This is a genomic window from Amycolatopsis deserti (genome assembly GCF_014653945.1).
GTDB classification, from domain to species: domain Bacteria; phylum Actinomycetota; class Actinomycetes; order Mycobacteriales; family Pseudonocardiaceae; genus Amycolatopsis_E; species Amycolatopsis_E deserti.
The window spans coordinates 1,111,653-1,137,971 of sequence record NZ_BNAU01000001.1; the positions used below are offsets into that span (position 1 = coordinate 1,111,653).

The window sequence follows — 26,319 nt, forward strand, 5'->3', positions numbered from 1 at the left end:
TAAGGGGGCGGATGTACGACAAGCACGCCTACGAGCCGTTCGCGGTCACGGTCGACCTCGCGGTGTTCACCGTGACCGCGGGCCGGCTGCGGATCCTGCTCGTGGAGCGGGGCGGGGAGCCGTTCGCGGGGTGGTGGGCGCTGCCGGGCGGGTTCCTCCGGCCGGAGGAGTCCGCGGAGGCCGCGGCCCGGCGGGAGCTGGCCGAGGAGACCGGGCTCGCCGAGGTCGCGGGTCTGCACCTGGAGCAGGTGCGCACCTACAGCGAGCCGGACCGGGACCCGCGGATGCGGGTCGTGTCGGTCGCCTTCGCCGCGCTGGTGCCCGACGCGCCCGAGCCCGCCGGCGGCGGCGACGCGGCCCGTGCCGCGTGGCTGCCGTGCGGGGAGCACGGGCCGCTCGCCTTCGACCACGACCGCATCCTGGCCGACGCCCGCGACCGGATCGGCGGGAAGCTGGAGCGCACCGCCCTGGCCACGGCCTTCTGCCCGCCCGAGTTCACCCTCGGCGAGCTGCGGCGGGTCTACGAGGCGGTGTGGGGCACCGGTCTCGACCCCGCGAACTTCCGGCGCAAAGTGCTCGCCACCCGGGGGTTCGTCACGCCGGTGGCGGGCGCCTCCCGGCTCACCGGCGGGCGCGGCAAACCCGCCGCGCTGTACCGGGCCGGTGGCGCCGCCGTCCTGCACCCGCCGCTGCTCCGACCGACGGAAGGACCACGTTCATGACCAGGACACCGGCCACCGGCTCGCTGCTGGGCCTCGCCCTGGGCGACGCGCTCGGCGCGCCGACGGAGTTCCAGCAGGTGCCCTCGATCCTCGCCACGCACGGTCCGTGGCGCGAGATGGACCTGCTCGCGCCCGTCGCGTGGATCACCGACGACACCCAGATGGCGCTGGCCGTCGCGCGCGCCGCCGTGCAGGGGGAGCTGGAGCCGGAGCGGTTCGAGCCGCCGCTGCGGGCGGCGTTCGTCGCCTGGCTGCGCTCGCCGGACAACAACCGCGCTCCCGGCGCCACCTGCCTGCGGGCCTGCCGCCTCCTGGAAGCCGGCCACCCCTGGGCGGAGGCCAGTCAGATCACCTCGAAGGGGTGCGGCGCGAACATGCGGGTCACGCCGCTGGGCCTGCTGCCCGGGATCGGCGAGGAGCAGCGCGCGGGCGCGGCCCAGTTGCAGGCGGCCCTCACCCACGGGCACCCCACCGGCCTGGCTGCTGCCGATCTCACCGCGCACGCCGTGCACCTGCTGGCCCAGGGCGCCGAACCGGCCGGTCTGCTCGACGCGTTGCGCGACTACGCCTCCCGGCATCGCGAGACGTACCACGAGCGGTGGCTGGGTGAGCTGTGGACGCGTGCCGGGGACGCCTCGTCGAGGGAGTTCATCGCCCGCGGCTGGGACGAGTGCCTGGCCGCCCTGGACCGGGTGGACGCGGCGGTGCGTACCGCGGACCCGGAGGCCGACCCGTGCCTGGCCACGGGTGAAGGCTGGGTCGCCGAGGAAGCGCTGGCCACCGCCCTGCTGTGTTTCCTGCTCTTCCCCGGCGAACCGGTGATGGCGCTGCGGCGCGCCGCCTGCACCTGCGGGGACTCGGACTCGATCGCCGCGCTGGCCGGCGCGTTCGCCGGGGCCCACCACGGCGGCGAGGCCTGGCCGGATGCGTGGGTTGAGCGGCTGGAGCACCGCGACGAGCTGCTCGCGCTCGGCGCGAAGTGGGACCCGGCCTAGGAGGTTTCGTCGTACCCGGCGGGTACCGTCCACGCAGGAGCACGACGCGTGGAGGAGCCACGGTGAAGGCGAAGGACCAGCTCAGCCTGTTCGAGGCGCTGCCGTGGTTCGTGCCGGACGTGCCGGCTCCGTTCGCCGACGAGCGGCGCGCGCACCTGTTCGCCGACGAGCAGCCCTACCTGGGGTACCGGATCGCGCGGTGCGGTGAGCGGCGGCGCATCTGGACGGCGATCGAGCACGTGCCCGGCGGAGAGCGGGTGCCGCGCTGCGCGGAGTGCCTCGCCGTGTCCTGATCGTCCGTCCACTGCGGACTAGGGTGCCCGGTATGGCGGGTGGAACGGCGGTCGAGGCGATCAACCAGATCACGCGTTACCTCGACCTGGCGGGCGTGTTCGCGTGCGCGATCCTCGGCGGCGCGATCGCGCGGAGCGAGCGGCTGGACCTGTTCGGGTTCCTGGTGGTGGGCAGCGTGTCCGGGCTGGGCGGCGGGGTCATCCGGGACACGCTGCTGCAGCACGGCACGCCGGTCGCGCTGACCGACTACGCCTACCTGCCGACCGCGCTGGCCGGTGCGCTGCTGTCGTTCGTGATCTCGATCAGCGAGAGCGCGTGGGACAAGCTGTTCACGGCGCTGGACGCGGCGGTGATCGGGTTCTGGGCGGTCACCGGGGCGCAGAAGACGCTGGCCACCGGGCTGGGCTGGCTGCCGGCGATCCTGCTGGGCACGACGACGGCGGTCGGTGGCGGCGCGCTGCGGGACATCATGCTGCGGCGAGTGCCGGCGGTGTTCGGCGGCAACGCGCTGTACGGCACGGTCGCGGCGGCCGTGGCGGCCACCATGGTGGTGTGCCACTACCTGGGCGCCCCGCTGGTGGGTGTCGTGGCCGGGGTGGTGGGGGCGTTGCTGTTCCGGCTGGCGGCGGTGAAGTTCGGCTGGAACCTGCCCAACGGGCTGGAGTGGCAGCCGCATTCCCGGCTGGCGAGCGCGTGGCGCAGCCGCCGGGTGCGGCGCAACCCGCCGGAGGGTCAGGAGGGCCGGTAGCGCGCCCGGAGGTGGAAGCGCTCGCCCTGCGGGCCGAGGAACTCGCCCGGGGCGGTGTCGGCGTTGCCGAACCAGTACGGCAGGTGGGTGTCGAACTCGGCGACCTGGGTAGCCGCGCGAGTCGCCCGTGGCGGGGCGCCGACGAGGCGGCTTGCTGGTCGCCAGCCACGACCCCGGGGAGCTGACGCCCCGTGAAGGTTTCGACCCGGCCGACGTCGCGGCACTCCTCTGCGGGCGCGACGGGCTCCAGGTTGAGGTCCCGCAGCGTGTCGATCACCTCGCGGCGCGCCGGGCCATCGAGTTCACGCTGCGGGCGGGGCAGGAAAGCCGACCTCATCGCAGCGTGGCGCGGGCGCGGTCGAGGAACACCCGCGCCGCCGGGCTCACCGGGCCCGCCGCCCGCCAGGCGAGGGCCAGGCAGCCCCGCAGCGGCGGATCGGTGATCGTGATCGCGTGCAGGTCGGGCCGGGTCGTGGACACCGACTCGGGCAGGATCGCCACGCCCAGCCCGCGGGCGGCGAGGTCGGCCAGCACCGTGGGGTGCCCGGCCTCGAACCCGATCCGCGGCGTCAGCCCCTGCGCGGCGCACGCCTCGTCCAGCCGCGCCCGCAACCCGGTGCCTTCGGGCAGGCTGATCAGCGGGCGCTCGCGCAGCTGCGCCAGCGGGACTTCGGCGCGCCCGGCCCACTCGTCATCCAGGCCGACCGCGGCGGTGATGGCCTGGTTGGTGAGGACCAGGACGTCCAGGCCGGGGGGTCGTTCGTCGGTGGCGAGGCTGACGATCGCCGCGTCCAGGCGTCCGCCGCGGATGTCCTCGGTCAGCTGCTCGGAGCGCCCTTCGACGAGCGTGATCTCCACGCCCGGGTGCTCGTCGTGGAAGGCCGCGAGCAGCGCGGGCACGTCGAAGCTGTGCGAGGTGACCATGCCGAACGCGACCTTGCCCCGGACGAGCCCGCGGAACTCGTCGGCGACCAGCCGCGCCCCGGCGACCGCGGCCAGCGCCGCCCGCGCGTAGGGCAGGACGGCGGCGCCGACCTCGGTGAGCCGGACCGTCCGCCCGGAACGGTCCAGCAGCTCGTGCCCGAGCTCCCGTTCCAGGCGCCGGACCTGCGCCGAGACGCCCGGCTGCGCCACGTGCACGCGCTCGGCGGCGCGGGTGAAGTTGCCCTCTTCGGCGACCGTCACGAAGTACTCGAGCTGACGCAGTTCCATAACCGTTGATTCTAGTAGCGAGACTTGCCAGCTCTTGGACTTCTGGGTGTGGACGAGCCACGCTGGAGTCAGTCGAAAGGAGCGAGAAAGTGATCGACAAGGCCACCACCCCCGAAGACCTGGCCGTGATGTTCGTGGAGCGCGCCAACGCCCGGGACGCGAAGGCGCTGTCCGAGCTGTACGCCGAGGACGCGGTGCTGGCGTTCCCACCCGGCTCGCAGACCGTGGGCCGCGACGCGATCCGCGAGGTGCTGGAGCGCCTGGTGGAGCACGGCGGCGAGTTCCAGGTCGAGGAGCCGATGCCGACGATCTACTACGGCGACCTGGCGCTGTGCTCGACCAAGCCGGCCGACGGCACCGGGGGACGGGTGCAGGTCGCGCGGCGGCAGCCGGACGGCACCTGGCTGCGGATCATCGACCGTCCGGAGATCCGCCGCCCGGAGTGAGGTTGTCCGCGCAGCGGGCGAGAAGCTCGGCCAGGCGCCGCCGGTCGCCGTCGCCGAGCCCGGCGAGCATCCGGTCCTCGACGTCGGCGACCGCCGCCTCGGCCTCGGCCAGCCGGGCGCGCCCGGTGTCGCTCAGGCGCACCGGGCGCACCCGGCCGGAGGCGCCTTCGCTGACGGTGACCAGGCCGGCGCGGCGCAGCCCGGCGAGCACCTCGCCGAGGGATTGCCGGGTGACGAAGCACAGCCGGGCGAGCTCGGCGGAGGAGACCTCCGGGTGGTCGGCCAGCTGGCGGAGCACCGCGTACTGGGCCATCGAGAGCCCGGCCGCGCGCAGGCGCTCGTCGCCGGCCTGGCGGAACAGCTGCTGGACCCGCTTGACGAGGTAACCGGGCCGGCCGGTGACGCCCCCTTGACTCATGTCAGGTACCTTACACATGATGTAAGGGTCCTGACATGAGGAGGAAGCCATGCCCGTCTCCACCATCGACGCCACCGCCGGGATCACCACGCTGATCAACCAGTTCACGGTGGCGCCCGAGCGCCAGCAGGAGCTCATCGACGTGCTCGACCAGGCGACCGAGCAGGTCATGCGGCACCAACCTGGGTTCATCGCGGCCAACATCCACGCCAGCCTCGACGGCACCCACGTCGCCAACTACGCGCAGTGGGAGAGCGAGGAGGCGTTCCAGGCGATGCTCGCCAACCCGGAATGCCAGGAGCACATGCGCGCGGCCGCGCGGATCGGCTCCTTCGAGCCGGTGCTGTACCGCGTCGCCTCCGTGCACTGCCGCTGAGGCGACGCGGTACGGTGATCACACGACCGACCGAGGAGGTGAGACCCGTTTCCGTTCCGGCAACCCGGGTGCTCCCCTCCGGCGACGAGTGAGTCGCGGGCGCCCGTTTCCCTGAAAGGCGCTTTGTCGTGTCCGTCGATGTCGAAACCGTTCTCGTGAGCCGTCTGCGGGCGGCCGGCTGTGTGTTCGCCGAGGATGAGGCCCGTCTGCTGCTGGAGGCCGCGTCCGGCCCGGCCGAGCTGGACGGCCTGGCCGCCCGGCGGGTCGCCGGTGAACCGCTCGAACAGGTCCTCGGCTGGGCCGGGTTCCGCGGCCTGCGCATCCACGTCGAGCCGGGCGTGTTCGTGCCCCGGCGCCGCACCGAGCTGCTGGTCGAGGAGGCGGTGCGGGTGGCCCCGCCACGCCCGGTGGCGGTGGACCTGTGCTGCGGTTCCGGCGCGCTGGGCGCGGCGCTGGCCGCCGAACTCGACCTCGTCGAGCTGTACGCCGCGGACCTCGACCCCGCGGCGGTGCGGTGCGCGCGCCGCAACGTCCCGGGCGAGGTCCACGAAGGCGACCTGTACTCCGCGCTGCCGGATGGGCTGCGCGGGCGCGTGGACCTGCTGGTCGTGAACGTGCCGTACGTGCCCACCGGCGCGGTCGCGCTGATGCCACCGGAAGCGCGCCTGCACGAACCGCAGCTCGCACTCGACGGCGGCGCCGATGGCCTGGACATCGCCCGCCGAGTCGTCGCCGGCGCCCCGGCCTGGCTCGCGCTGGGTGGGCACCTCCTGATCGAGACCAGCGAACGCCAGGCGCCGGCACTCGTCCGCGCCGCCAGCGGCGCCGGGCTGGTCCCGCGCGTGGTGACCTCGGACGAACTGGACGCGACCGCGCTCGTGGCCCGTCGTGACTGACCGGGTCGAGCACCGGTACGGGCCGGCGGGGATCCGGCTGGTCACCGCGTCGTTCCGCAGCCACCACTTCGTGCCGCACGCCCACGGCGAGTACGCGATCGCGGCCGTGGAACGCGGTGTCGAGGCGGTGCGCTACCGCGGCGGCACCGAGCACGTGCCCGCGGGCAGCCTGCTGCTCATCGACGCCGAGACCATTCACGCCGGACGCCCGGCGACCGACGAGGGCTGGGACTACCGCGTCTTCTACGTCCCGGCCGCGCTCCTGACGGAACTGGCCGGGCACCGGCCGCGGTTCACCGCGGTCACCCCGCACGACTCCGGCCTCGCCCGGCGGCTGGTCCGCCTGCACCGCGCCGGATCACCGTTGGCGGCCACGGAGGAAGCGCTTTCCGACGTGCTGGCGCGGTATGCCGGGGTCTCGGTGCCGGAGCCGGAGGAACCCGCGGTGGTCCGCCGTGTGCGGCGCGCGCTGGCCGCCGATCTCCAGCACACCCCGAGCCTCGACGAACTCGCGGCGCTGGCGGGAATGCCGCGGTTCCGGCTCCTGCGCGCGTTCCGGCGCGCCACTGGCGTGACCCCGCACGGCTATCTGCTGCAACTGCGCCTGCGGCACGCGCAGCAGCTGCTCGCCGCGGGACACCCGGTCGCGCGGGCCGCGGCGGAGAGCGGATTCCACGACCAGTCCCACCTGCACCGGCACTTCCGCCGCGCGTTCGCCGCCACCCCAGGCAGTTTCGCGCGCAACGACGTACAAGCCGGGCGGCGCCGCGGCTCCTAACCTCGCCTGACATGGACGACTACACCCGGCCGGAGTTCTCGCGCAGCGCGCTGCTGACGATCGACCTGCAGCACGATTTCCTGGACATCCCCGGCACCCGGGCGGTGCTCCCCGCCGTGCGACGGCTGACCGGGGCGTTCCGGGCCGCGGGACGCCCGGTCGTGCACGTCGTGCGCCTGTACTTGGCCGACGGCAGCAACGCCGACCTGAGCCGGCGCGCCTCCCGGTCCCGCGGCGTGGTGCCGGGGTCGGCGGGCTCGCAGCTCGCGGACGGTCTCGGCGGCGAACTCGACCACGAGCGGCTCCTGGCGGGCGAGTTCCAGGAGTTCGAGCCGGGGGAACATGCGATGTACAAGCCGCGGTGGAGGGCGTTCTTCGGCACGCGGCTACGGGAGCACCTGCGGGCGGCGGCGGTGACGACCGTGGTGGTGGCGGGCTGCAACTACCCGAACTGCCCGCGCTCGACGCTGGTCGACGCGACCGAACGGGACTTCCGCACGGTCGCGGTGCGCGACGCGATCTCCGGATGGGCGGAGGCCGCCGACCGCGAGCTGGCGGGGATGGGCATCGCCTGCCTGACGACCGCCGAGGTTCTGGCCGGACTAGGGGAGAGCTGAGCGGAGGCCGCGGAGCACGGGTTCCAGGTTGGCGACCGTGGCGGCCACAGCCGCGTCGGCGTCGTTGCGTTCGAGGGCGTCCAGGAGGTCGGCGTGGGCGGCGGAGGAGTCCGGCAGCTGGGTCTCGTGGCGGACCAGGTCGGTCAGGGTGTCGCGCAGCACCGGCTCGGCGGCCGTGAACAGGCTGAGCAGCAGCGCGTTGCCGGACAACTCCACGACCGCCCGGTGGAAGGCCAGGTCGGCCTCGACGAACACCGCCGGGTCCGCGCCGCGCTCGTCCTGTCGTTTCCGCAGGCCGACGCGCAGGCGCTCGACGTCCTCCGGTCGCACCCGCCGCGCCGCGAGCCGTGCCGCCTCGACCTCCAGCGCGCGGCGGACCTCGTACACCTCGAGCACCCGCGCGCGCCGCACCAGCCGCCGCACGTCGCCGGTGTCGGCCGTCCCGGCGGCGACGAACGTGCCCGAGCCGTGCCGGACGTCCAGGAGCCCGTCCTGGACCAGCAGCCGGACCGCTTCCCGCACCGACGACCGCCCGACACCGAACTCGGCGGCGAGCTGGACCTCGTTGGGCAGCCGGTCGCCGGGCCGCCAGTCGCCGCGCTGGAGCCGCTGCCTCAGCAGGTTCGCCACCTGGGGCACGACCGGTCCACGGCGCAGCTCCGTCATGGGCGCACGGTAGCACCGCAGACGTCTGAGGACTCAGGCGCGGAGCGCGCGGAGGTACCGCCCGGTCATCCAGTACTGGACCGCGCGCCCCACCGGCCCGGCGAGCCGCGCGAGCAGGGACGCCGGCCGGGAGAACGCCGTGATCGTGAACGTGACGGTCTCGTCGGGCCCCAGTTCCACGACGAAGGCTTCCTCGCCGGCCACGGGATGGCCCGGCAACGTGCCGTAGGCGAATCCCCGCCGCTCGCGCTCGTCCACCACGTACACCACCCGAACCGGGGCGGTGATCCGCACCGGCGCGAGCCCCGCGCGGAGAAGCGCGAGAGCACCTTCGGACACGACCTCCCCGGAGGGGTGAACCCGCAGCCCCGCCCCGCGCTGCACACCCCAGCCGAGGAGGATCCGAGCCGCTTCCTCGAACCGGTCCCGGCCCCGGCCGACCACCGCACGGCGCCGCAGGTGGCGGTAGCCCGGGGGCAGCTCGCCCCGGGTGCGCCCCACCTCGGCGTAGGAGAAGGGGGCTCCCCGCAGTCCGTCCAGCACCACCTGAACCTAGCCGCGCCTCTCCCGGATAAACCGTTCCCGACGTAGTTCGCTGTGATGACGCCCCGAACCAGCGCGGCGGCCGAATCCGGTGGGACCACCTCACCAGGATCGGGGCGGCCGACGCCCTGGTCATCCGCCACTCCGGATACGGCCTGCTCGCCGATCCCGAACAGCTCGTCGGGCTCCGGCGGGAGGCGCTCGGCCTCGGGCAGCCACGCTGCTGCGGCAGGCGCTCGCGCTGTGGCGGGGACCGGTGCTCGAAGACCTCCACGCACCGCTGTTCGCCGAGGCCGAGACCGCCCACCTGGACGAGCTCCGCCTGGCCGCCACCGAAAGCCGCGTCGAGGCCGACCTCGCCCTGGGCCGCCACGCCGAGCTGGTGCCCGAACTGGATCGCCTCGCACCGGTCCCACGCCCGGGCCACGAGGTCGTCGTGCTTGATCCAGAAGAACAACCGGCCGCAGTCGCCCCACAGCATGTTCGCGTTGTCCTCAGTGTCGACCTGCGGATCGGGGTGCCCGGGCAGCCGGTCGATGGTGGGCTCGTCATCGCCGGGCTCAAGGGTTTCTCGAAGGTCATCCCGAGCGAATCTACGGTGGCGGACTCCCAGGGCACGAAGGTCCGTCCGCCTGCGGGACAGCGGAAAAGCGTCCTTCCGCGGGCAGGCCGGGGTCATCGCCCAGGCGGGTGCGCCGCGCTCCTCCAGACGGGACCGGACGCCGAGACAGGGCGTCGGCGTGCCAGGCCTGCCTCGTCTCAGGGACGCGGGAGATGCGTGCTGTGCGCGTCGAACGCGCAGCGCAGCTGCTGCTCGGTCAGCAGGAACAGGAACGGGCGCCCGGCGCAGCGCGGGCACACCGTCGCGCAGGCGACGTCGTAGCCGTCGGGGCGGCTGAACACCGACGTGGCCACCCGCAGGTCCTCCGTCGCGCCGCAGCCGTCGCAGCAGGGGGCGATCGGGCAGTCGCTGTGGTCTTTCAGCGACTCGCGGGGCGGGTCGAACGCGAGGTTGTCCAGGTCGTCCGCGTCCTCCCAGGCCGGCCGCGGCTCGAGGAGGCGCCGCCAGCGGCTCTGCAGCTTGGTCGCCATCGCACGTCCTTTCGCGTCGTCGCTCCCATGCTCGGTCGCGGGGCGGCCCACGGCGTGCCGGACACACGACCGGGGCACCAGAACGACCTGACCGGGTGACGGCGGGACCAAATCCTCTGGCCGCGCCCCGGCGCCCGGGCCTAGCGTCGGTGGCCCCAATCGAGCCACGGCAGGAGACGGCGATGAGCGGCAAGATCGTCCACTTCGAAATCCCGTTCGACGACGGCGAACGCGCGCGCGGCTTCTACCGCGAGGCGTTCGGCTGGAACGTCACGGAGATGCCCGACATGAACTACACGGTGGTGGCCACGGGCCCGACCTCCGAGCAGGGCATGCCGAGCGAGCCCGGGTTCATCAACGGCGGCATGTTCGCGCGCGCGGAATCGGCGCCGAAGAACCCGGTGATCACCATCGACGTGGCGAGCATCGACGAGACGCTGCAGAAGGTCGAGCAGCTCGGCGGGTCGAAGCTGGTCGGGCGCACCGAGATCCCGGACATGGGGTTCTACGCGTACTTCACCGACACCGAGGGCAACGTCATCGGGCTGTGGGAGAACGTGCGGAGCTGACGCGCGCTTCGGTCCAGGCGCGGGCGAGGATCTCGTCGACCGTGTCGGCGGGGGACTGGTCCGTGGTGTCGAGCCAGAGCCCGAGACGGGGCGTGTCCCGTCGGAGCACCGTGTCGAGCTGGGTGATCGCCCAGCCGTCGTAGGCGGTCTTGCCGCGCCCCTTCTCGCGCGCGGCGATGGCTTCCGGCTGCGGCGCGAGCACGACCACCAGCAGCGGCCGCCGCCGGATCAGCCCGGCCATTTCACCAAGGTGCCCGGCGAGCACGACGTCCTGCGCGACCACCGTGAACCCGGCGTCGAAGTAGGCGTCGCACGTGGACGCGGTGAGGCGGTGACGCAGGCGCAGCTGCCGGACCGCTTCGGCGGAAGGGTGCGGGCTCATGTCGGCGCGCCCGTTGACGATCATCCGGCGGAACCCGTCCCCGCGCACGTGCACCGAGCGGGGCAGCCGCTCGGCGAGCATCTGCGCGACGGTGGACTTGCCCGCCGCCTGGATGCCGGTGAGCAGGACGATCGCCTGCTCGGACGGTGCGGACACGACAACCTCCCGGCAGGTCAGCGGCTGCGTCGTGCGTGGGCGGCGACGCGGGCGCGGTTGCCGCAGACCCGGCTGTCGCACCACCGGCGGTCGGCCCGGGCGGAGACGAAGACCTTGTGACAGCCGCCGCCCTCACACCGCCGCAGGTCGGTGAGCTGCTGGCCGAGCAGGAAGTCGACGACCGCCCGGCTGAGCAGCTGCCGGACGGCCTCCGGGCCGGCGTCGTCCACCGCGACACCACCGGCCGCGGGCCGCACGCGGAACTCCGCGCGGGCGAGGCCGGGCCAGGTGGCGAACTCCAATTCCGCCGCCGGAGGGGACTCGCCGGCCGCGATCCGGTGCAGGACCGTCTGCGTGGCGTCCCGTAGCGCGAGGACGTCCGGCAGCTCGCCCGCCGGCATCCTCGGCACGCACGCGGCCAGGGCGGGCCAGGGCCGGGCCCACGCCCGCAAGCGGTCGACGGTCGCGATGCGGTCCCGCCCGGCGGAAGAGCGAGTGTTGGCGAAGGCGACGGCCAGTGGTTCGGTCATCGACGGCCACCCTACCAAACTAATGCGTTGACTCATTAGTTCTGCTTGTGCGAGCCTGCTCGCCATGGTGTCGATCTCCCGGGAAACGGGTGCCCAGACCGAAGCCCGGTTGCGCCGGGTGTTCCGCGCGAGCGCTATCGAGTGGCTGCCCGGATCCTGGTCCTTCGTCGAAGGCCCGGACGCCGCGTACCGCGAGGACGCCATCGCGCTCATCCGCGACGACGGCCGGGCGAGCGCGCTGTGCCCGGCCGGCCCCGGGGAGCGGTTCGCCGTGTTCCGCGTCGTGCTGCCGCGGGGCGCCGACGACAGCGGGTTCGTGGGCTGGCTGTCCACTCGCGTGAAGGCGTCGACCGGGAGCGGGTTGTTCGTGATCTGCGGGCAGAACAGCGAGCGCGGCGGGATCTTCGACTTCTACGGGGTTCCCGAGGCCGCGGCGGGGGAGGTCCGGGAACTGCTCGAGCGCCTGTCCCGCACGGAGCACCTCGACGGCGTCGTGCTGCACACCGTGGCGACGGGGGAGAGCTCGGCCCTCGGCCCGGGGACGGTGTTCTGCTTCGACCAGACCGGCGACGCGATCACCGCACGCTACGGCGGCGGCGGTATCGCGGAGGGCTGGCTGGCCGGCACGCTCGACGGCTCCCGAGTCCGGTTCCAGTACCTGCAGGTCCAGGCGGACGGCACCGTCGACAGCGGCCACTCCGAGGGCGAGGTGACCCGGCTACCCGACGGCCGGTGGAGCCTCACCGAGCACTACACCTGGGCGACCCGGCAGGGGAGTGGGACCACCCGGCTCGAGGAGGCCGCTCCACCTGGCGACGGCCGGTTCCCCAGCTGATCAGGCCGGCGGACCGCCCGTCCGCGGCCGGACCGCGGCCGCGCGCTCGGCGGCCGCCACCAAGGCCCGCAGCGCGGCCACCTCCGCGGCGAGGGCCTTGCGTCCCGCCGGGCTGATCGTGATCCAGGTGCGCGGGCGCTTGCCCTCGTAGCCCTTCTCCACGTCGATCAGCCCGGCCTCCTCCAGGATCGTGAGGTGCCGCGACAGGTTCCCGGCCGTCATGTCGAGCGTCCGGCGCAGGTACCCGAAGTCCACCAGCCCGGCCTCGGCGGCGATCGTGAGGATGCCGAGACGGTGCCGCTGGTGCACGGTCTCGTCCAAGCCCGCCGCGGGGTGCTCGCTCACGGGCGCGTCCGCCGTTCGTGCCACGCCGCGGCCGCGCCGCCCGCGAGCAGGACCAGTCCCGGCAGGAGCGTGTTCGTGAACGCCATCGTCTCCGGACCTTCATAGCGGGCGAACACGCCGAGGTGGAAGAACGCGTGTTGCATGTTGTAGAGGTTCGCCAGCAGCGCGCTGGCCGCGAAGATGCCGCTGATCACGCCGAGCACGGGGCTGCGCTCCAACCACGCCAGGCCGATCAGGCCGAGCGCGATCGCCAGTAGTGGCGCGTAGGGCCGCGCCGGTGCGAAGTGCAGGTCCAGCATCCCCAGCGCGCCGCAGCCGAAGATCACCGCGGCAGCGGAGGCGACACCGCGCGCGGTCCGGCCGCCGAGCCTCGATCGGAGCCACAGAACTCCACCGAGCGCGAGGACAGCGCCGGCTCCCACGGGGATCGTGAAAGACGGCTGGGTGTACGGGACAAGCCCGGGGCGGGAATGAAACGACGCCACTGCCGCCATGCCCAACGACATCGTCAGGACCCCGGCCAGGCCGATCGCGAGGTAGCCGCCGATCCGCGTGCGCACCCCGCTCCGGCTGCCGCGGTGGAGATACCAGGCCGCGGTCGCCAGGAACCCGCCGACGACCGCGACCAGCCAGTACAGCTGCAGGGGCGCACCGAACCACACGCCCGCGACGGCGAACTTCGGCGGCCCGCCATCCGACCACAGCGGCGCCAGCAGCACGAGCACGCCGAACAGGACCAGTGGCGGGACGTACGCGTGCCGGTCCGCCCGCGCCCTCGCGCGCAACCGCGCCATCTCGTCGAGCAGGTCGGCCGGTGGGATGTCAGTCATCGAGCCCCCAACTGGTTTGTTTCGCAAACTAGATCTGCGAGCAGACGATAGCGCACGGAGGACCGTGGGTGGGACCGGGTGGCGGCACGAGCCTCAGCTGAGACCTCGCGGCGAGCGCGGACCGCCACAGGTGAGACGCGCGGGTAGGACGGGCTCGCGCGGGTGCGTCGACAGATGGCTCGCAGATGTCGCCGGCGTGGGCCTATCCGAAGGCGACGATCACTGTGCCGATCGGGCGGTTTCGCGGCGGTTGGCGTAGTAGCGCGCCTTCTTCTCCCGGTTGCCGCACGTGTTCATGTCGCACCACCTGCGGGTGCGGCTCTGGCTGGTGTCGAAGAAGGCGGCTTGGCAGGTGGGCGAGGCGCACAGGGCCAGCCGTCCGTCGCGTTCGCCCGCGATGATGCTGATCGCGTCCGCGGCGATCACCCCCAGGGCGTCTTCCACGCTGGACGCCGAGCTGAGCTGCCATCGTCGCTTGCCCTCGGGCGTCAGGACAGCCGCCGCCCGACCCTGCGCGCTGCGGTCGTTGATGACCTGGACAGCGGACGGGGGGAGTGGTTCGTGTTTCGCGGCGGCTGTCGCGGCGGCGTGGATCGCTTCCCGGAGCTCCCAGGCGAGCTCGAGCTGGGCGGGGGTGCAGGAGTCCACGGCGAGCCCGCTCACGGCCAGCCAATCGACGAGCCGCTGCGGCACCGGGATGCGCTCCACCGGATTGCCGTGCCGCTCCGACAGGGTCCCGGTGAAGCTGGTCGCCAGCACGTTGCCGAGGCGGAAGTCGGGGAACGCGGCCGGCATGGAACCACCTTAGCAGGTTGCCGCCACCCGGTAGCCATGTTAGAACCGTCTTAGATGGTTCCACGAGTTCAGGAGGGTCCGATGCCCGACGTGCAAGCATTCGAAGCCCACGCACCCGATGCCGATCTCGACGATCTGCGCGCACGACTGGCCGCCGCGCGGCTGCCGGAGGCCGAGACGGTCCACCGCGCCCGCCGGTGGGACCAGGGTGTTCCGCTCGCCGACCTCGCCGAGGTCGTGGATTACTGGCGCACCGGCTACGACTGGCGGTCCTTCGAAGAGCGCCTCAACGAGATCGGCCAGTTCCGCACGACGATCGACGATGTGGGGATCCACTTCCTGCACCGCCGATCCACGCGCGCGGACGCCACTCCGCTGGTCCTGACGCACGGCTGGCCAGGCAGCATCGCCGAGTTCGTCGACGTGGTGGACGAGCTGGCCGATCCGGAAGACCCGGACGCGCCGGCGTTCCACGTCGTGGTTCCGTCGTTGCCCGGCTTCGGGTACAGCGACAAGCCGGCCACCACCGGGTGGGGGACCGAAAAGATCGCGGCCGCGTGGGTGGAGCTGATGGGACGGCTCGGCTACGACGAGTTCGTCGCCCAAGGCGGCGACTGGGGAGGCGTGATCACCACGATCCTCGGCGGCAGGTTCCCGGATCACGTTCTCGGCATCCACGCCACGACCGCGCAGGCACCGCCGGGGCTGGCGACGGACGGGCTGACGGCGGCCGAGCGCGAGTGGGCCGAGGACACCGACCATTTCTGGCACCACCGCGCGGCGTACGCCAAGCAGCAGGCGACCCGGCCGCAGACCATCGGCTACTCGCTCGTCGACTCACCGGTCGGGTTGCTGGCCTGGATCCTGGACAAGTTCGCCGAGTGGTCGGACACCGAGGACAGCCCGTTCGAGACGATTTCCCGGGACCGCGTTCTCGACAACGTCACGCTGTACTGGCTGACGCGGTCCGGCGCGTCAGCGGCCCGCATCTACTACGAAAGCCACAACTCGCTGGACCCCGAACTCCGGGTGGACGTCCCGTCGGCGATCACCGTGTACCCGCGCGACATCGAGAAGCACCCGCGTCCCTGGGTGCGGGAGCGGTTCCGGCAGATCGTCCGGTGGAGGGCGCCGGAACGCGGGGGACATTTCCCGTCGCTGGAGGTGCCCGGGTACTTCGTCCAGGACGTGCGAGAGGGGCTCGCGGCAGTGCTGGCCGCCCGCCGGTGATCGCCACTACTTGACATAATGTGCATTATCGGCGCGCCGCTGAGCGGGCGTAACGAAGTGTCCGGGCGCAGCGACGAATGATCGATTTCCCCTGACACCGGGGTGAGCTCATGACACCGCGCACCACCGTCGCAGTGATCAGCGTCGTGGCGATGGCCGTCGGTGCGTTCGTCGGGTTCCAGAGCCTCATGAGCCTCATGGCGGAACCCGCGTTCGTCACGGCGACCGGCGCGGCGTGCGACCCCTCGGAGCAGCTGCGGCGCTACGTGCTCGAAGACTGCTTTCCCGCCAAGCTCGAAGCCCACCCGGTGGGCGTCGCCTTGTCCGGGTTCGGTCTCCTCGGGTTGATCTACGCGCGCCTGCTCATGCCGCACCCCGGACACCACTGAACGGGCCTCACAGCGGCGGCGGTGGCAACATGCCGCGCGCCAGCAGCGTCGAGTACACGCCCTCCATCGCTTCGGTCAGAGCCGGCACGAGGTCCTGGCGCAGGCCGGCGAAGAAAAGGTCCTTCACCAGCTTCACGTGGCCCGGCGCGGCGTCCTCCAGCAGGGCTTTCCCCTCGTCGCTCAGGCTGACCTCGATGGCGCGGCGGTCCACGGTGGACTGTCGCAGCCGGAGCAGTCCGCGGGCCTCCATGCGGCGCGCGTGGTGCGAGGTCCGCGTGCGTTCCCAGCCGATGTGGTTGGCCAGCGCCGTCATCTGCAGGCGCCCCTCCGGCGCGACGCTCAGCGCGGTCAGCACGTCGTAGTCGGCGAGAGAGATGTCACTGTCGGCCTGCAGCTGCCGGTTCATCTCGTAGCGGAGCCGCAGCTGGACGCGGATGTAGGCGAGCCAGGCGCGCTGCTGCTCCTGCCCGCCCGGTTCGACAGGAACGAGGGAAATGACAGTTCTCACCGGCAAAACCGCGGTCATCACCGGAGCCAACAGCGGCATCGGCCTCGCCGGGGCACGGCGCTTCGCCGCCGAGGGCGCCCACGTGTTCATCACCGGCCGCCGCGAAGACGCGCTCAAGGAAGCGGTCGCCACGATCGACGGCTCGGTCACCGCCGTGCGCGTCGACAGTTCCGATCTCGCCGACCTCGACCGGCTCTACGACACCATCCGCGAGCAGGACCTGCGCATCGACGTGCTGTGGGCCAACGCGGGCGGCGGCTCGTTCGCCACCCTGGACCAGGTGACCGAGCAGCACTTCGACGACCTCTTCGGCACCAACGTGCGCGGCACGCTCTTCACCGTCCAAAAAGCACTCCCCCTGCTCAACGACGGCGCGTCGGTCATCCTCACCGGATCGACCGCGGCGACCGTGGGCACCGAGGCGTTCGGCGTCTACGGCGCCTCCAAGGCCGCGATCCGCTCGTTCGCCCGGACCTGGGCGAACGAGCTCAAGGGCCGCGGGATCCGGGTGAACACCCTCAGCCCGGGGCCGGTCGACACACCCGGTGTCACCGGGCTGGCCGCCGGCGACGAGCAAGCCGCCGAGTTGAAGCGGATGCTCACCGGCACCGTCCCGCTGGGACGGATGGGGCGGCCCGAGGAGGTCGCCGATGTCGCGCTGTTCCTCGCCTCCGGCCAGAGCACCTTCGTCACGGGCATCGAGATGTTCGTCGACGGCGGCGCGAACCAGGTGTGACGCCGGGGGCGGTCAGGAGCCCACGTATTCGGCCAGGTGCTCACCGGTCAACGTGGGCCGCTTGGCCACCAGCTCCCCCGGCGTGCCCTCGAACACGATCTGCCCGCCGTCGTGGCCGGCGCCGGGTCCCAGGTCGATGATCCAGTCCGCGTGGGCCATCACCGCCTGGTGGTGTTCGATCACGATGACCGACTTGCCGGCGTCCACGAGCCGGTCCAGCAGGGCCAGCAGCTGCTCGACGTCGGCCAGGTGCAGGCCGGTCGTGGGCTCGTCGAGGACGTACACGCCGCCCTTCTCCCCCATGTGCGTGGCCAGCTTGAGCCGCTGGCGCTCGCCGCCGGACAGCGTCGTCAGCGGCTGCCCCAGCGTCAGGTAGCCGAGGCCGACGTCGGCTAGGTGGGTGAGGATCTTGTGGGCGGCGGGCACCTTCGACTCGCCGTCGGCGAAGAACGGCAGTGCCTCGGACACCGGCATCGCGAGCACCTCGCTGATGTCGCGCCCGCCGAGCTTGTACTCCAGCACCTCGGCCTGGAACCGCTTGCCCTCGCACTCCTCACAGGTGGTGGCGACGCCGGCCATCATGGCGAGGTCGGTGTAGATCACGCCGGCGCCGTTGCAGGCCGGGCAGGCGCCCTCGGAGTTCGCGCTGAACAATGCGGGCTTGACGCCGTTGGCCTTGGCGAACGCCTTGCGGATCGGTTCGAGCAGCCCGGTGTAGGTGGCCGGGTTGCTGCGCCGCGACCCCTTGATCGCGCCCTGGTCGACGGTCACGACCCCGTCACGGCCGGACACCGAGCCGTGGATCAGCGAGCTCTTGCCCGATCCGGCCACGCCGGTGACGACGACCAGCACGCCGAGCGGGATGTCCACGTCCACGTCGCGCAGGTTGTGCTTGTTCGCGCCGCGGACCTCCAGCTTGCCGGACGGTTCCCGCACCGACGGCTTGAGCGCGGCCCGGTCGTCCAGGTGCCGCCCGGTGAGCGTGCCGCTGGCGCGCAGCCCCTCGACGGTGCCTTCGAACACCACTTCCCCGCCCTCGGTGCCCGCACCCGGGCCGAGGTCGACGACGTGGTCGGCGATCGCGATCGCCTCCGGCTTGTGCTCGACCACCAGCACCGTGTTGCCCTTGTCGCGCAGCTGCAGCAGCAGGTTGTTCATGCGCTGGATGTCGTGCGGGTGCAGCCCGATCGTGGGCTCGTCGAAGACGTAGGTGACGTCGGTGAGCGAGGACCCGAGGTGGCGGATCATCTTGGTGCGCTGCGCCTCGCCGCCGGAGAGGGTGCCGGAGGGCCGGTCCAGGCTGAGGTAGCCGAGCCCGATCTCGACGAACGAGTCCAGGGTGTGGCGCAGGGATTCCAGCAGCGGCGCGACGGACGGCTCGTCCAGGCCCTTGACCCACTCGGCGAGGTCGCTGATCTGCATGGCGCACGCGTCGGCGATGCTGATGCCGTTGATCTTCGACGACCGGGCCTCGGCGGACAGCCGGGTGCCGTCGCACTCCGGGCAGGTGGCGAAGGTGACGGCGCGCTCGACGAAGGCGCGGATGTGCGGCTGCAGAGCCTCCTTGTCCTTGGACAGCATCGACTTCTGGATCTTCGGGATCAGGCCCTCGTAGGTGAGGTTGATGCCGTCGACCTTGATCTTCGTCGGCTCCTTGTACAGCAGGTCGTTGAGCTCGCGCTTGGTGTACTTGCGGATCGGCTTGTCCGGGTCGAAGAAGCCGCAGCCGGTGAAGATGCGGCCGTACCAGCCGTCCATGCTGTAGCCGGGGATGGTCAGCGCGCCCTCGTTGAGGGACTTGGTCTCGTCGTAGAGCTGGGCGAGGTCGATGTCGGAGACCCGGCCCATGCCCTCGCAGCGCAGGCACATGCCGCCGGTGATGTTGAAGCTGCGGCGTTCCTTCACGGTCCGCCCGCCGCGTTCCATCGTGACCGCGCCCGCGCCGCTGATGGAGGCGACGTTGAAGGAGAACGCCTGGGGTGAGCCGATGTGCGGCTCGCCGAGGCGGCTGAACAGGATGCGCAGCATCGCGTTGGCGTCGGTGGCGGTGCCCACGGTGGAGCGCGGGTTGGCGCCCATCCGCTCCTGGTCGACGATGATCGCGGTGGTGAGCCCGTCCAGCACGTCGACCTCGGGTCTGGACAGCGTCGGCATGAAGCCCTGCACGAAGGCGCTGTAGGTCTCGTTGATCAGCCGCTGCGACTCGGCGGCGATGGTGCCGAACACCAGGGAGCTCTTGCCGGAGCCGGACACGCCGGTGAACACGGTCAGCCGGCGCTTGGGCAGCTCGACGCTGACGTCCTTGAGGTTGTTCTCGCGCGCGCCGTGCACCCGGATGCGGTCGTGGCTGTCGGCGGCGTGCGTGGCAGGCCCCTGCGTGTTCTTCCGGGCGGCCTTGGTCATCGGGTCTCCTGAAAGGGGTTCGGGGCGTGGCCGGCGGTCGCCGGCCACGCGGTGGGGTCAGCTCAGCTGCTGGATGCGGATCATGTTGCCCGCGGGGTCGCGGAAGGCGCAGTCGCGCACGCCGTAGGGCTGGTCGACCGGCTCCTGGACCACCTCGGCGTCGCGGGCCTGCAGGCGTTCGAAGACGCCCTCGAGGTCCTTGGTGGCCAGGTTGATGCTGGCGAAGGTGCCCTTGGCCATCATCTCGGAGATGGCGCCGCGCTCCTCGTCGGTGATGCCGGGGGTGGCCTCCGGCGGGTACAGCACGATGGAGACGTCCTGCCCGGGCGGGCCGACGGTGATCCAGTGCATGCCGTTGAAGCCGACGTCGTTGCGGACCTCGAACCCGAGGACGTCGCGGTAGAAGGCGATCGCGGCGTCGTGGTCGTTGTGCGGGAGGTAGGTGGCGTGAATGCTGATGTCCATGGCGGCCACACTATTTCCGGGCCGCGGGCGGCGCTTCTCGATTCCTGACCGGTCTGGTGACCTGTTTGGCGACGCACGGGGGCATGCCCAGGGTCGCGTCGGCGGCCTGGGCGCGGTAGGCGCTGGGTGGCATGCCGACCAGTTCGGTGAAGCGGGTGCTGAAGGTGCCCAGTGACGAGCAGCCCACGGCGAAGCAGACCTCGGTGACGCTCAGGTCACCCCGGCGCAGCAGCGCCATCGCGCGTTCGATGCGCCGGGTCATGAGGTAGGAGTAGGGCGATTCGCCGTAGGCGCGCTTGAACTCCCGGCTGAGGTGCCCGGCGGAGACGTTCACGCCGCGGGCGAGCGCCTCGACGTCCAGCGGCTGCGCGTACTCCCGGTCGATCCGGTCCTTGACGCGGCGCAGCATCGCGAGGTCGCGCAGGCGCTGGGCCTCGCTGGAACTCCTGGTCACCGCGAAATCGTGCCATACCGGGCGGTGGCCCGGCAGGCGATTCAGCCGACTCAGCGCAGGCGTTCCAGGTCGCGGGCCGTTTCGGCGAGTTCGCGGGCCATGCGGCGCAGCTCGGCGGCGTCGGCGCCGTCGTCGGCGGCCGTGACGACGTCCTCGGCGGCGCAGCGCAGCTGGAACAGGCGGTCCTGCAGGGCGGTCAGCTCGGTGTCGGAGAGCACGACGGCGTCGTCGGGCAGGCCGGTGCGCTGGACGGCGACCCGGCGTTCGTAGGCGCGCTGGCGGCAGGACTGCCCGCAGTACCGCCGGCGGCGGCCGGTGCTCCCCTGCTCGATCGGCCTGCCGCACCACCCGCAGTGCAGGACGGCGCCCTCCCGCCGCCGGCGCGGGGCCACCGCCTCGATCTGGTCCACCTGTCCGCTCACGCAGCAGACCCTAACCGGCTACTCCGAACTCATGCCTCGGCCACGCCGATGCCGCACACTGGTCGGGTGCAGATCAACCACCCGTACCTGAGCGGCACCCTGCCCCGTGCGTTCGCCCATCGCGGGTGGCACCTGGACGAGCTGGACGGGCTGGAGAACTCGCTGCCCGCCTTCCAGCGCGCGGCCGCCGAGGGCTTCGCCTACGTCGAGACCGACGTGCACGCCACGGCCGACGGTGTGGTCGTGGTGCACCACGACGCGCTGCTGGACCGCACGACCGACGGGCACGGCCCGATCGCGAAGCAGACGTGGTCGGCGGTGCGGCGGGCCAAGATCGGCGGCCGCACGCCGGTGCCGCGGCTGGAGGACGTGCTGGAGGAACTCCCCCAGACCCGGTTCAACATCGACGTCAAGACCAGCCGGGCGGTCGTGCCGTTCGTCAAGACGCTCGAGCGGATGGGCGCGTTCGACCGGGTCGCGGCGGCCGCGTTCTCCGACACCAGGCTGGCCGCGATCCGGAAGCTGGCGGGGCCGAAGCTGATCACGTCGATGGGCCCGCGGTCGGCGGCCGTGCTGTGGGCCAGCGGGTGGCTGCCGTGGGCGCGGCTGGGGTTCCTGCGCCGGGGCGAACTGGCGCAGGTGCCTTCCCGGCAGGGCGCGATGACGGTGATCGACCGCGGGTTCGTGCGCAGCGCCGAGCGGGCCGGCGTCGAGGTGCACGCCTGGACGATCAACGACCGGGCCCACATGGAGCGGCTGCTGGAGCTGGGGGTGCACGGCATCGTCACCGACCGGCCGGACGTGCTGCGTGAGGTGCTCACCGAGCGCGGCGCCTGGCCGCCGGCGGCCTAGCTGTCGTGACTTGTGAGGTTGTGGACGGCGTGTCGGGTTGATCGTGGGGAGGACCCTCCGGGCGGCGTGGGTGTCGCGACACAGCTCACCGGCATCGGAGGTCCTCGATGATGATGGCGCGGTATGAGGCGGGGTGGCCGCCGGCGCGGATCGCCGAACAGCTCGGGGTGGCGCACTCCCCGGTGTGCAAGTGGGTGACCCGGCACCGGGAGGAGGGCGAGGCCGGATTGGCCGACCGCGCCTGCGCCCGCACCACAGCTCGACCCGCATGCCCGCGGAAACCGAAGCCGCGATCTTGGCACTGCTGGGCCTGGTAGCCACCACCGTCGGTCGTGTCCTGCGCCGTCACCACGTCCCACCGCTGTCAGCGATCGACCCGATCACCCGGATGCCCGACACCCCCAACCTGCCAGGTCACGACACCTAGCGCGGCGCTGTGCCCTCCCAGGCCGCGTTCCAGGTCTTCGGGCCTAGGCGGCCGGAGTCGGTGATGCCGTTGGCGCGTTGCAGGTCCAGCACGGCGTCGCGGGTCTTGTCGTAGTAGCAGCCGGTGCCGGTGAAGCCGTAGCCGAAGGCGTTCATCCGCAGCTGGAAGGTCTTGAGGGCCTCGGCACAGTCGCCGTAGGCGTAGACGACGCCGGGCCAGGCGGGTTTGGTCACCGGCGCCGGGGCGGGGACGTGGCCGCCGCCGATGTAGGCGCTCTCGGCGTAGGTGGGGACGCGCTTGCTGCGGGCGTCCTTGTCGTTGCGCAGGCCGAGCATGCCGGCGCACTCCCAGGGCTGCCAGCCGCGCATGCGGTAGAGGTAGAGCGCCCGGTAGTCCTGCTCGGCGGGGGTGGCGAGGTCGGGGCGGCCCTTGCCGCCGACGCTGCGCCAGGTGGGCAGGTCGAACTGGTAGGCGCCGTAGTAGCCGTTGCCGGTGTTGACCGAGTAGCGGTTGCTGGACTCGCACATGCGCAGCTTCAGCCAGGTCGCCGCGCTCGGGTCGGCCGCCGCGGACGGGGCGGTGACCACCTGGACCCCGAGTGCCAGCAGCACCGTGAGCACGAGCCCGGCGCTCGCGCGGGCCGAGGGTCTCCACCGGGGCTTTCTCATGCGGCCACCGTAAGTTCGGACATCAGGAACCACAACTGTCACACCAAGCCCATCGGCATCACAGGCACCACCAGGGCGCTGGTTCCCGACACGCGCACCCACCTGCGAACACCCCGGAAAACCGGACAAAACACTCCCCTTGGCCCCCACTCCCCTGTCATCGGCGTCCGGAGGCGGCGGCTCGGCTGTTTTCACCCGATCAAGGGAGGCGGGGGCGGTGCTGGATAGGGTCGTCGGTCGTGACCACCCTTGGCGACTCCGATCCGGACCCGACCGACGCGCTGTCCCCGCTGCCCTCGCGCAACGGCTCGGGCGCGCCGGCGCGGGGCAGGCTGCGGTTCTGCTACGGACCGATGGACTGCGGCAAGTCCACGCTGGCGCTGCAGATCGACCACAACCACGCGCGGCAGGGCCGGCGCGGGATGCTGTTGGTGCGGCACGACCGGTCGGGCGAGCCGCGGATCAGCAGCCGGATCGGGATCACCCGCGGGGCGACCGAGGTGGGCGCGGACACCGACCTGCGGCAGCTGGCCCGCCGCGAGTGGGTCGCCGGCCGTCACCTGGACTACCTGATCGTGGACGAGGCGCAGTTCCTGTCCCCCGTACAGGTCGAGCAGCTGGCCGAGCTGGCCGACGAGGTGTCCCTGGACGTGTACTGCTTCGGCATCGCCACCGACTTCCGCGGCCGGCTCTTCCCCGGCGCGCGGCGGCTGTTCGAACTGGCCGACGAGCTGCAGCCGGTTCAGGTCGAGGTGCTGTGCTGGTGCGGCGCGCCGGGCCGGTTCAACGCCCGCGTGGCTGACGGGGAGGTCCTCCGGGAGGGGGACACGGTGGTGGTCGCCGACACCGTTCCGGGGGTAGTTGAAAACACAAGTTCACCACACTGGGAGACGGAAGTGGCTACGTTGCGTTATCAAGTACTATGCCGCCGCCACTTCCGGCTCGGGGACCTCGGGCCCGCGGCACCACAGCACGGTCAGCTGAGACTGACCTGAACGGATCAGCCGCTCCCCCGCACGGGGGAATATGCCGAGAAGAGCACCACATCCGCGTCACGTCGCGCACCGAATCGGCTCTCAACAGAGGAAGCTGTTGCCGAGGGGTGACGCAGCTCATCGTGAGTAACGACATGGTGCGGTGGGAATTCCCAGTTGCCAGTAGCCGTTGCATAGGGTGAGCATCACCCTGGCTCTAGACCCGGAGCCGACTGAAAGGACGTCATCATGGCCGACCGTGTTCTCCGTGGAAGCCGGCTGGGAGCGGTCAGCTACGAGACCGACCGCAATCACGATCTGGCCCCGCGCCGGACGGTGCGTTACGCGTGTCCGAAGAACCACGAGTTCGAGGTGCCCTTCTCCGACGACGCCGAGATCCCCTCGGTGTGGGAGTGCCGCCTGCACGGCAGCGAGTCCGAGATCGTCGATGGCGCGCAGCCCGAGCAGAAGAAGGTCAAGCCGCCGCGCACGCACTGGGACATGCTGCTCGAGCGGCGGAGCATTCCCGAGCTCGAGGAACTGCTGAACGAGCGTCTCGCTGAGCTGAAGGGACGGCGTACGTCCAAGTCGGCGTAGCGCTCCTGCCTCTCCCACCACGCCGAAGGCCCCCGTGTCCTCCCGCCACGGGGGCCTTCGCTTGTCTTCGGGCTCCGCTCAGCCGCGCGGGCCGCGCTCGGTCCCGTCGGATTCGATGCGCTCCTTGCGGACCTCACCGGCCACGGTCTCGGTGTCCTGGACCTGTTCCTTGGCCAGCCGGACCCGTTCCACCGGCACGGCTTCGGTGTCCACCACCGGACGCTCCTCCCGGAGGACGACTTCGTGTTCCTCCTCCGAGATCACCGGGCCGTCCATGGCCTGGTGCCGGTTGGCGTCGGTGATCGGCTCGCGTTCCAGGCGCACTTCCTCCCGGGACACCGGGACCTCGACCTGCTCGGTTTCGGTGACGACGTACTTGCGCAGCCGGGCGCGGCCGCGTTCGCGCTGCTCGGTGCCGACCCGCAGGCGTTCCTCCGAGCGCGTCATCGCGTCGTCGGTCGTCGGGCCGGACACGTCCCGGCCGGTCGTCTCCTCCTGCCGCGCCATCTGTGGTGGCACCTGGTAGTGCCGGTAGAGGCGCTCCTCCTCGCTCTCGTCGATGTGGCGGCCCTCGGCGGTGGGGTTGGGCTCGACGTGGGGCGCGTCCTTGATCAGGTCCTTCGAGTAGGCCGTTTCGAGGTCACCGTCGTCGCGGGGCCGCACGCCCAGGACGGGCACCAGGGAGTCCCGGCCGCCGAACAGGCTGCGCACCGTGAGCCACGTGGGGCGGCCCTGGTCGTCGTCGGTCCACAGCTCCTCGACGCGGCCGATCTTCTCCCCGCTGGTGTGGTAGAGCGTGTGCCCGGCCCAGTCGGCGAAATAGCGCGTGTCGACTTCGGTCATGGTGGTTCCTTAGGGAAGGCGCCGGCGGACAGGCCGGCGGATGAACGGGGAACCCGACGCCGACGAGGACGGCATTCTGCTCAGTCGGGTCCTTCGGTGCCGCCGCGCGGGACCGCGCGGCTCGACCTCCAGTTACCCTGCGCGTTGATCGGTTATCGAGGCAGCCCGAATCTCACCCGAATCGCGTAGCCGACCTGCTGGTTGTGCGACCGGCAGTAGAAAATCGCCGGGTTAGCGTGCGCTCACCGGGGCCTGCCCGGGTGGCCGGGTACGGACGGTAGAGTCCGGTTCTGCCACGAATCGCGGGCTGCCGGCTCAGCGGCGGCGCAGCAGCGTCCGCACCTGCTCGGCCCGGTGGCGAGCACCCCACAGGCCGACGCGCAGCAGGGCTTCGCGGATGATGGCGCCGCTCATCTTGGACTGGCCGATCTCGCGCTCGGTGAAGGTGATCGGCACCTCGACCACGTCGAACCCGGTGCGGACGGTGCGCCAGGCGAGGTCGATCTGGAAGCAGTAGCCGCGCGAGGCGATCTCCTCCAGCGGCAGCTTCTCCAGCACCTCCCGCCGGTAGGCGCGGAACCCGGCGGTCACGTCCTTGATCCGCACGCCGAGCGCCAGCCGCGAGTAGAGGTTGGCCGCGCGGGAGAGCAGTTCGCGGTGCTTGGGCCAGTTCACCAGGCTGCCGCCGGGCACGTAGCGGGAGCCGAGCACCAGGTCGGTGTCGTCGAGGGCCTCGAGCATCCGGGGCAGGTCCTCGGGCGCGTGCGAGCCGTCGGCGTCCATCTCGACGATCGTGCGGTAGTCGCGCTCCAGGCCCCACCGGAACCCGGCCACGTAGGCGGCGCCGAGGCCGGCCTTCTCGGTGCGGTGCAGCACGTGGACGCGGTCGTCACCGGCGGCGATCTTGTCCGCGAGCTCGCCGGTGCCGTCCGGGCTGCCGTCGTCGACGACCAGCGCGTGCACGGCGGGCAGCGCCCGGTGCAGCCGGTCCAGGACGAGCGGCAGGTTGTCCCGCTCGTTGTAGGTCGGGATCACCACCAGCACCGGATCGATCGGTCGGCTCGCCCGTGGCGCGTGCGCCATCCCCTTGTTCCTCCCCCGCGGAG

The 26,319-nt window shown here is 72.0% G+C and carries 36 protein-coding genes and 2 pseudogenes; 19 read left to right on the forward strand and 19 right to left on the reverse strand.

Annotation, left to right across the window (positions count from 1 at the left end):
- The first annotated feature begins 11 nt into the window (after nucleotides 1–11).
- The 4 genes from IE290_RS05320 to IE290_RS05335 all read left to right on the forward strand — a co-directional run bounded on the left by IE290_RS05320 (nucleotide 12) and on the right by IE290_RS05335 (nucleotide 2,759).
- Nucleotides 12–722 (forward strand): NUDIX hydrolase, encoded by a 711-nt coding sequence (locus IE290_RS05320; RefSeq protein ID WP_191243332.1) that lies wholly within the window; start codon nucleotides 12–14, stop codon nucleotides 720–722.
- Nucleotides 719–1,717 carry an ADP-ribosylglycohydrolase family protein gene (locus IE290_RS05325; RefSeq protein ID WP_191243333.1) on the forward strand — a complete coding sequence of 333 codons (999 nt, stop codon included), beginning with the start codon at nucleotides 719–721 and terminating at the stop codon, nucleotides 1,715–1,717. The genes IE290_RS05320 and IE290_RS05325 overlap by 4 nt, the downstream gene beginning before the upstream one ends.
- A 62-nt stretch (nucleotides 1,718–1,779) precedes the next feature.
- Entirely contained in the window at nucleotides 1,780–2,010 is a 231-nt protein-coding gene (locus tag IE290_RS05330) for a hypothetical protein (protein WP_094002980.1), read from the forward strand.
- Nucleotides 2,011–2,042: 32 nt separating this feature from the next.
- The gene (locus IE290_RS05335) at nucleotides 2,043–2,759 is read left to right on the forward strand and encodes a trimeric intracellular cation channel family protein (RefSeq protein WP_191243334.1); all 717 of its coding nucleotides are present in this window, start codon (nucleotides 2,043–2,045) and stop codon (nucleotides 2,757–2,759) included.
- 333 nt (nucleotides 2,760–3,092) lie between these two features.
- Here IE290_RS05335 and IE290_RS05340 read toward each other — a convergent pair whose 3' ends face one another.
- Nucleotides 3,093–3,971 (reverse strand): LysR family transcriptional regulator, encoded by an 879-nt coding sequence (locus IE290_RS05340; RefSeq protein WP_191243335.1) that lies wholly within the window; start codon nucleotides 3,969–3,971, stop codon nucleotides 3,093–3,095.
- A gap of 89 nt (nucleotides 3,972–4,060) precedes the next feature.
- Here IE290_RS05340 and IE290_RS05345 point away from each other — a divergent pair, with 89 nt between their 5' ends.
- On the forward strand, nucleotides 4,061–4,417 hold the full coding sequence (locus tag IE290_RS05345; protein WP_191243336.1) for a YybH family protein: 357 nt from the start codon (nucleotides 4,061–4,063) through the stop codon (nucleotides 4,415–4,417).
- Here the strand turns inward: IE290_RS05345 and IE290_RS05350 are convergent.
- Nucleotides 4,383–4,835, reverse strand: coding sequence for a MarR family winged helix-turn-helix transcriptional regulator (locus IE290_RS05350; RefSeq protein ID WP_191243337.1), 453 nt, complete (start codon nucleotides 4,833–4,835; stop codon nucleotides 4,383–4,385). The two genes, IE290_RS05345 and IE290_RS05350, sit on opposite strands and share 35 nt — an antisense overlap.
- Before the next feature lie 49 nt (nucleotides 4,836–4,884).
- Between IE290_RS05350 and IE290_RS05355 the strand changes: the two genes are divergently transcribed.
- From IE290_RS05355 to IE290_RS05370, 4 genes are all read left to right on the forward strand, one after another.
- The gene (locus tag IE290_RS05355) at nucleotides 4,885–5,211 is read left to right on the forward strand and encodes an antibiotic biosynthesis monooxygenase family protein (protein WP_191243338.1); all 327 of its coding nucleotides are present in this window, start codon (nucleotides 4,885–4,887) and stop codon (nucleotides 5,209–5,211) included.
- 128 nt (nucleotides 5,212–5,339) lie between these two features.
- Nucleotides 5,340–6,107, forward strand: coding sequence for a putative protein N(5)-glutamine methyltransferase (locus tag IE290_RS05360; RefSeq protein WP_191243339.1), 768 nt, complete (start codon nucleotides 5,340–5,342; stop codon nucleotides 6,105–6,107).
- On the forward strand, nucleotides 6,100–6,885 hold the full coding sequence (locus IE290_RS05365; protein ID WP_191243340.1) for an AraC family transcriptional regulator: 786 nt from the start codon (nucleotides 6,100–6,102) through the stop codon (nucleotides 6,883–6,885). The genes IE290_RS05360 and IE290_RS05365 overlap by 8 nt, the downstream gene beginning before the upstream one ends.
- An 11-nt stretch (nucleotides 6,886–6,896) precedes the next feature.
- A complete protein-coding gene (locus tag IE290_RS05370) occupies nucleotides 6,897–7,502 on the forward strand; it encodes a cysteine hydrolase family protein (protein ID WP_191243341.1) in 606 nt (201 codons plus the stop codon).
- Here the strand turns inward: IE290_RS05370 and IE290_RS05375 are convergent.
- Complete coding sequence (locus IE290_RS05375; protein ID WP_191243342.1) at nucleotides 7,488–8,168, reverse strand: FadR/GntR family transcriptional regulator; 681 nt, start codon at nucleotides 8,166–8,168, stop codon at nucleotides 7,488–7,490. The two genes, IE290_RS05370 and IE290_RS05375, sit on opposite strands and share 15 nt — an antisense overlap.
- A 33-nt stretch (nucleotides 8,169–8,201) precedes the next feature.
- Complete coding sequence (locus IE290_RS05380) at nucleotides 8,202–8,711, reverse strand: DUF1990 domain-containing protein (RefSeq protein WP_191243343.1); 510 nt, start codon at nucleotides 8,709–8,711, stop codon at nucleotides 8,202–8,204.
- 91 nt (nucleotides 8,712–8,802) lie between these two features.
- On the opposite strand from IE290_RS05380, the pseudogene IE290_RS05385 reads away from it, so the two are divergent.
- Nucleotides 8,803–9,102, forward strand: a pseudogene (locus IE290_RS05385) (BTAD domain-containing putative transcriptional regulator); the annotation flags it as partial.
- A 27-nt stretch (nucleotides 9,103–9,129) separates the two neighbouring features.
- On the opposite strand, the pseudogene IE290_RS38480 reads toward IE290_RS05385, so the two are convergent.
- Nucleotides 9,130–9,390, reverse strand: a pseudogene (locus tag IE290_RS38480) (DUF1963 domain-containing protein); the annotation flags it as partial.
- An 80-nt stretch (nucleotides 9,391–9,470) separates the two neighbouring features.
- Nucleotides 9,471–9,803: a hypothetical protein gene (locus IE290_RS05395; protein WP_191243344.1), complete on the reverse strand. Its 333-nt coding sequence runs from the start codon at nucleotides 9,801–9,803 to the stop codon at nucleotides 9,471–9,473.
- Between the two features lie 182 nt (nucleotides 9,804–9,985).
- Here IE290_RS05395 and IE290_RS05400 point away from each other — a divergent pair, with 182 nt between their 5' ends.
- On the forward strand, nucleotides 9,986–10,372 hold the full coding sequence (locus IE290_RS05400) for a VOC family protein (protein WP_191243345.1): 387 nt from the start codon (nucleotides 9,986–9,988) through the stop codon (nucleotides 10,370–10,372).
- Here the strand turns inward: IE290_RS05400 and IE290_RS05405 are convergent.
- Together IE290_RS05405 and IE290_RS05410 are read right to left on the reverse strand one after the other, a co-directional pair.
- Nucleotides 10,341–10,910, reverse strand: coding sequence for an AAA family ATPase (locus IE290_RS05405; protein WP_229874223.1), 570 nt, complete (start codon nucleotides 10,908–10,910; stop codon nucleotides 10,341–10,343). The genes IE290_RS05400 and IE290_RS05405 overlap by 32 nt on opposite strands.
- A gap of 17 nt (nucleotides 10,911–10,927) precedes the next feature.
- Nucleotides 10,928–11,440, reverse strand: a complete 513-nt coding sequence (locus tag IE290_RS05410) for a CGNR zinc finger domain-containing protein (protein ID WP_191243346.1) — start codon at nucleotides 11,438–11,440, stop codon at nucleotides 10,928–10,930.
- A 64-nt stretch (nucleotides 11,441–11,504) separates the two neighbouring features.
- On the opposite strand from IE290_RS05410, the gene IE290_RS05415 reads away from it, so the two are divergent.
- Entirely contained in the window at nucleotides 11,505–12,275 is a 771-nt protein-coding gene (locus IE290_RS05415; protein WP_191243347.1) for a DUF6196 family protein, read from the forward strand.
- Here IE290_RS05415 and IE290_RS05420 read toward each other — a convergent pair whose 3' ends face one another.
- The 3 genes from IE290_RS05420 to IE290_RS05430 all read right to left on the reverse strand — a co-directional run bounded on the left by IE290_RS05420 (nucleotide 12,276) and on the right by IE290_RS05430 (nucleotide 14,245).
- Nucleotides 12,276–12,620, reverse strand: a complete 345-nt coding sequence (locus IE290_RS05420; protein WP_229874226.1) for a transcriptional regulator — start codon at nucleotides 12,618–12,620, stop codon at nucleotides 12,276–12,278.
- Nucleotides 12,617–13,450: a hypothetical protein gene (locus tag IE290_RS05425; RefSeq protein ID WP_191243349.1), complete on the reverse strand. Its 834-nt coding sequence runs from the start codon at nucleotides 13,448–13,450 to the stop codon at nucleotides 12,617–12,619. Before IE290_RS05425 ends, IE290_RS05420 begins: the two co-directional genes overlap by 4 nt.
- 219 nt (nucleotides 13,451–13,669) lie before the next feature.
- Nucleotides 13,670–14,245, reverse strand: a complete 576-nt coding sequence (locus tag IE290_RS05430) for a CGNR zinc finger domain-containing protein (protein WP_191243350.1) — start codon at nucleotides 14,243–14,245, stop codon at nucleotides 13,670–13,672.
- 81 nt (nucleotides 14,246–14,326) lie between these two features.
- Between IE290_RS05430 and IE290_RS05435 the strand changes: the two genes are divergently transcribed.
- Complete coding sequence (locus tag IE290_RS05435) at nucleotides 14,327–15,475, forward strand: epoxide hydrolase family protein (RefSeq protein WP_229874228.1); 1,149 nt, start codon at nucleotides 14,327–14,329, stop codon at nucleotides 15,473–15,475.
- 110 nt (nucleotides 15,476–15,585) lie between these two features.
- Entirely contained in the window at nucleotides 15,586–15,864 is a 279-nt protein-coding gene (locus tag IE290_RS05440) for a hypothetical protein (protein WP_191243352.1), read from the forward strand.
- Between the two features lie 7 nt (nucleotides 15,865–15,871).
- Here IE290_RS05440 and IE290_RS05445 read toward each other — a convergent pair whose 3' ends face one another.
- Nucleotides 15,872–16,372: a MarR family winged helix-turn-helix transcriptional regulator gene (locus IE290_RS05445; RefSeq protein ID WP_229874230.1), complete on the reverse strand. Its 501-nt coding sequence runs from the start codon at nucleotides 16,370–16,372 to the stop codon at nucleotides 15,872–15,874.
- Between IE290_RS05445 and IE290_RS05450 the strand changes: the two genes are divergently transcribed.
- Complete coding sequence (locus tag IE290_RS05450; protein ID WP_191243353.1) at nucleotides 16,359–17,108, forward strand: SDR family oxidoreductase; 750 nt, start codon at nucleotides 16,359–16,361, stop codon at nucleotides 17,106–17,108. The genes IE290_RS05445 and IE290_RS05450 overlap by 14 nt on opposite strands.
- Before the next feature lie 12 nt (nucleotides 17,109–17,120).
- Here IE290_RS05450 and IE290_RS05455 read toward each other — a convergent pair whose 3' ends face one another.
- From IE290_RS05455 to IE290_RS05470, 4 genes are all read right to left on the reverse strand, one after another.
- Nucleotides 17,121–19,511 (reverse strand): ATP-binding cassette domain-containing protein, encoded by a 2,391-nt coding sequence (locus IE290_RS05455; RefSeq protein WP_191243354.1) that lies wholly within the window; start codon nucleotides 19,509–19,511, stop codon nucleotides 17,121–17,123.
- A gap of 57 nt (nucleotides 19,512–19,568) precedes the next feature.
- The gene (locus IE290_RS05460) at nucleotides 19,569–19,976 is read right to left on the reverse strand and encodes a VOC family protein (protein WP_191243355.1); all 408 of its coding nucleotides are present in this window, start codon (nucleotides 19,974–19,976) and stop codon (nucleotides 19,569–19,571) included.
- Between the two features lie 10 nt (nucleotides 19,977–19,986).
- A complete protein-coding gene (locus IE290_RS05465; protein WP_191243970.1) occupies nucleotides 19,987–20,385 on the reverse strand; it encodes a helix-turn-helix transcriptional regulator in 399 nt (132 codons plus the stop codon).
- Nucleotides 20,386–20,480: 95 nt separating this feature from the next.
- Nucleotides 20,481–20,852: a hypothetical protein gene (locus tag IE290_RS05470; protein ID WP_373300392.1), complete on the reverse strand. Its 372-nt coding sequence runs from the start codon at nucleotides 20,850–20,852 to the stop codon at nucleotides 20,481–20,483.
- Between the two features lie 48 nt (nucleotides 20,853–20,900).
- On the opposite strand from IE290_RS05470, the gene IE290_RS05475 reads away from it, so the two are divergent.
- Nucleotides 20,901–21,704 carry a glycerophosphodiester phosphodiesterase family protein gene (locus IE290_RS05475; RefSeq protein ID WP_373300393.1) on the forward strand — a complete coding sequence of 268 codons (804 nt, stop codon included), beginning with the start codon at nucleotides 20,901–20,903 and terminating at the stop codon, nucleotides 21,702–21,704.
- A gap of 113 nt (nucleotides 21,705–21,817) precedes the next feature.
- A complete protein-coding gene (locus IE290_RS38485; protein ID WP_373300415.1) occupies nucleotides 21,818–22,021 on the forward strand; it encodes a helix-turn-helix domain-containing protein in 204 nt (67 codons plus the stop codon).
- Nucleotides 22,022–22,127: 106 nt separating this feature from the next.
- Here IE290_RS38485 and IE290_RS05485 read toward each other — a convergent pair whose 3' ends face one another.
- Complete coding sequence (locus IE290_RS05485; protein WP_191243358.1) at nucleotides 22,128–22,799, reverse strand: transglycosylase family protein; 672 nt, start codon at nucleotides 22,797–22,799, stop codon at nucleotides 22,128–22,130.
- Nucleotides 22,800–23,038: 239 nt separating this feature from the next.
- Between IE290_RS05485 and IE290_RS05490 the strand changes: the two genes are divergently transcribed.
- Nucleotides 23,039–23,794 (forward strand): thymidine kinase, encoded by a 756-nt coding sequence (locus IE290_RS05490; RefSeq protein ID WP_191243359.1) that lies wholly within the window; start codon nucleotides 23,039–23,041, stop codon nucleotides 23,792–23,794.
- A 228-nt stretch (nucleotides 23,795–24,022) separates the two neighbouring features.
- A complete protein-coding gene (locus IE290_RS05495; RefSeq protein WP_017982421.1) occupies nucleotides 24,023–24,370 on the forward strand; it encodes an RNA polymerase-binding protein RbpA in 348 nt (115 codons plus the stop codon).
- Between the two features lie 78 nt (nucleotides 24,371–24,448).
- On the opposite strand, the gene IE290_RS05500 is transcribed toward IE290_RS05495, so the two are convergent.
- Together IE290_RS05500 and IE290_RS05505 are read right to left on the reverse strand one after the other, a co-directional pair.
- Nucleotides 24,449–25,213 (reverse strand): DUF2382 domain-containing protein, encoded by a 765-nt coding sequence (locus tag IE290_RS05500; protein ID WP_191243360.1) that lies wholly within the window; start codon nucleotides 25,211–25,213, stop codon nucleotides 24,449–24,451.
- Between the two features lie 315 nt (nucleotides 25,214–25,528).
- Entirely contained in the window at nucleotides 25,529–26,296 is a 768-nt protein-coding gene (locus IE290_RS05505) for a polyprenol monophosphomannose synthase (protein WP_191243361.1), read from the reverse strand.
- Between the last annotated feature and the right edge of the window lie 23 nt (nucleotides 26,297–26,319).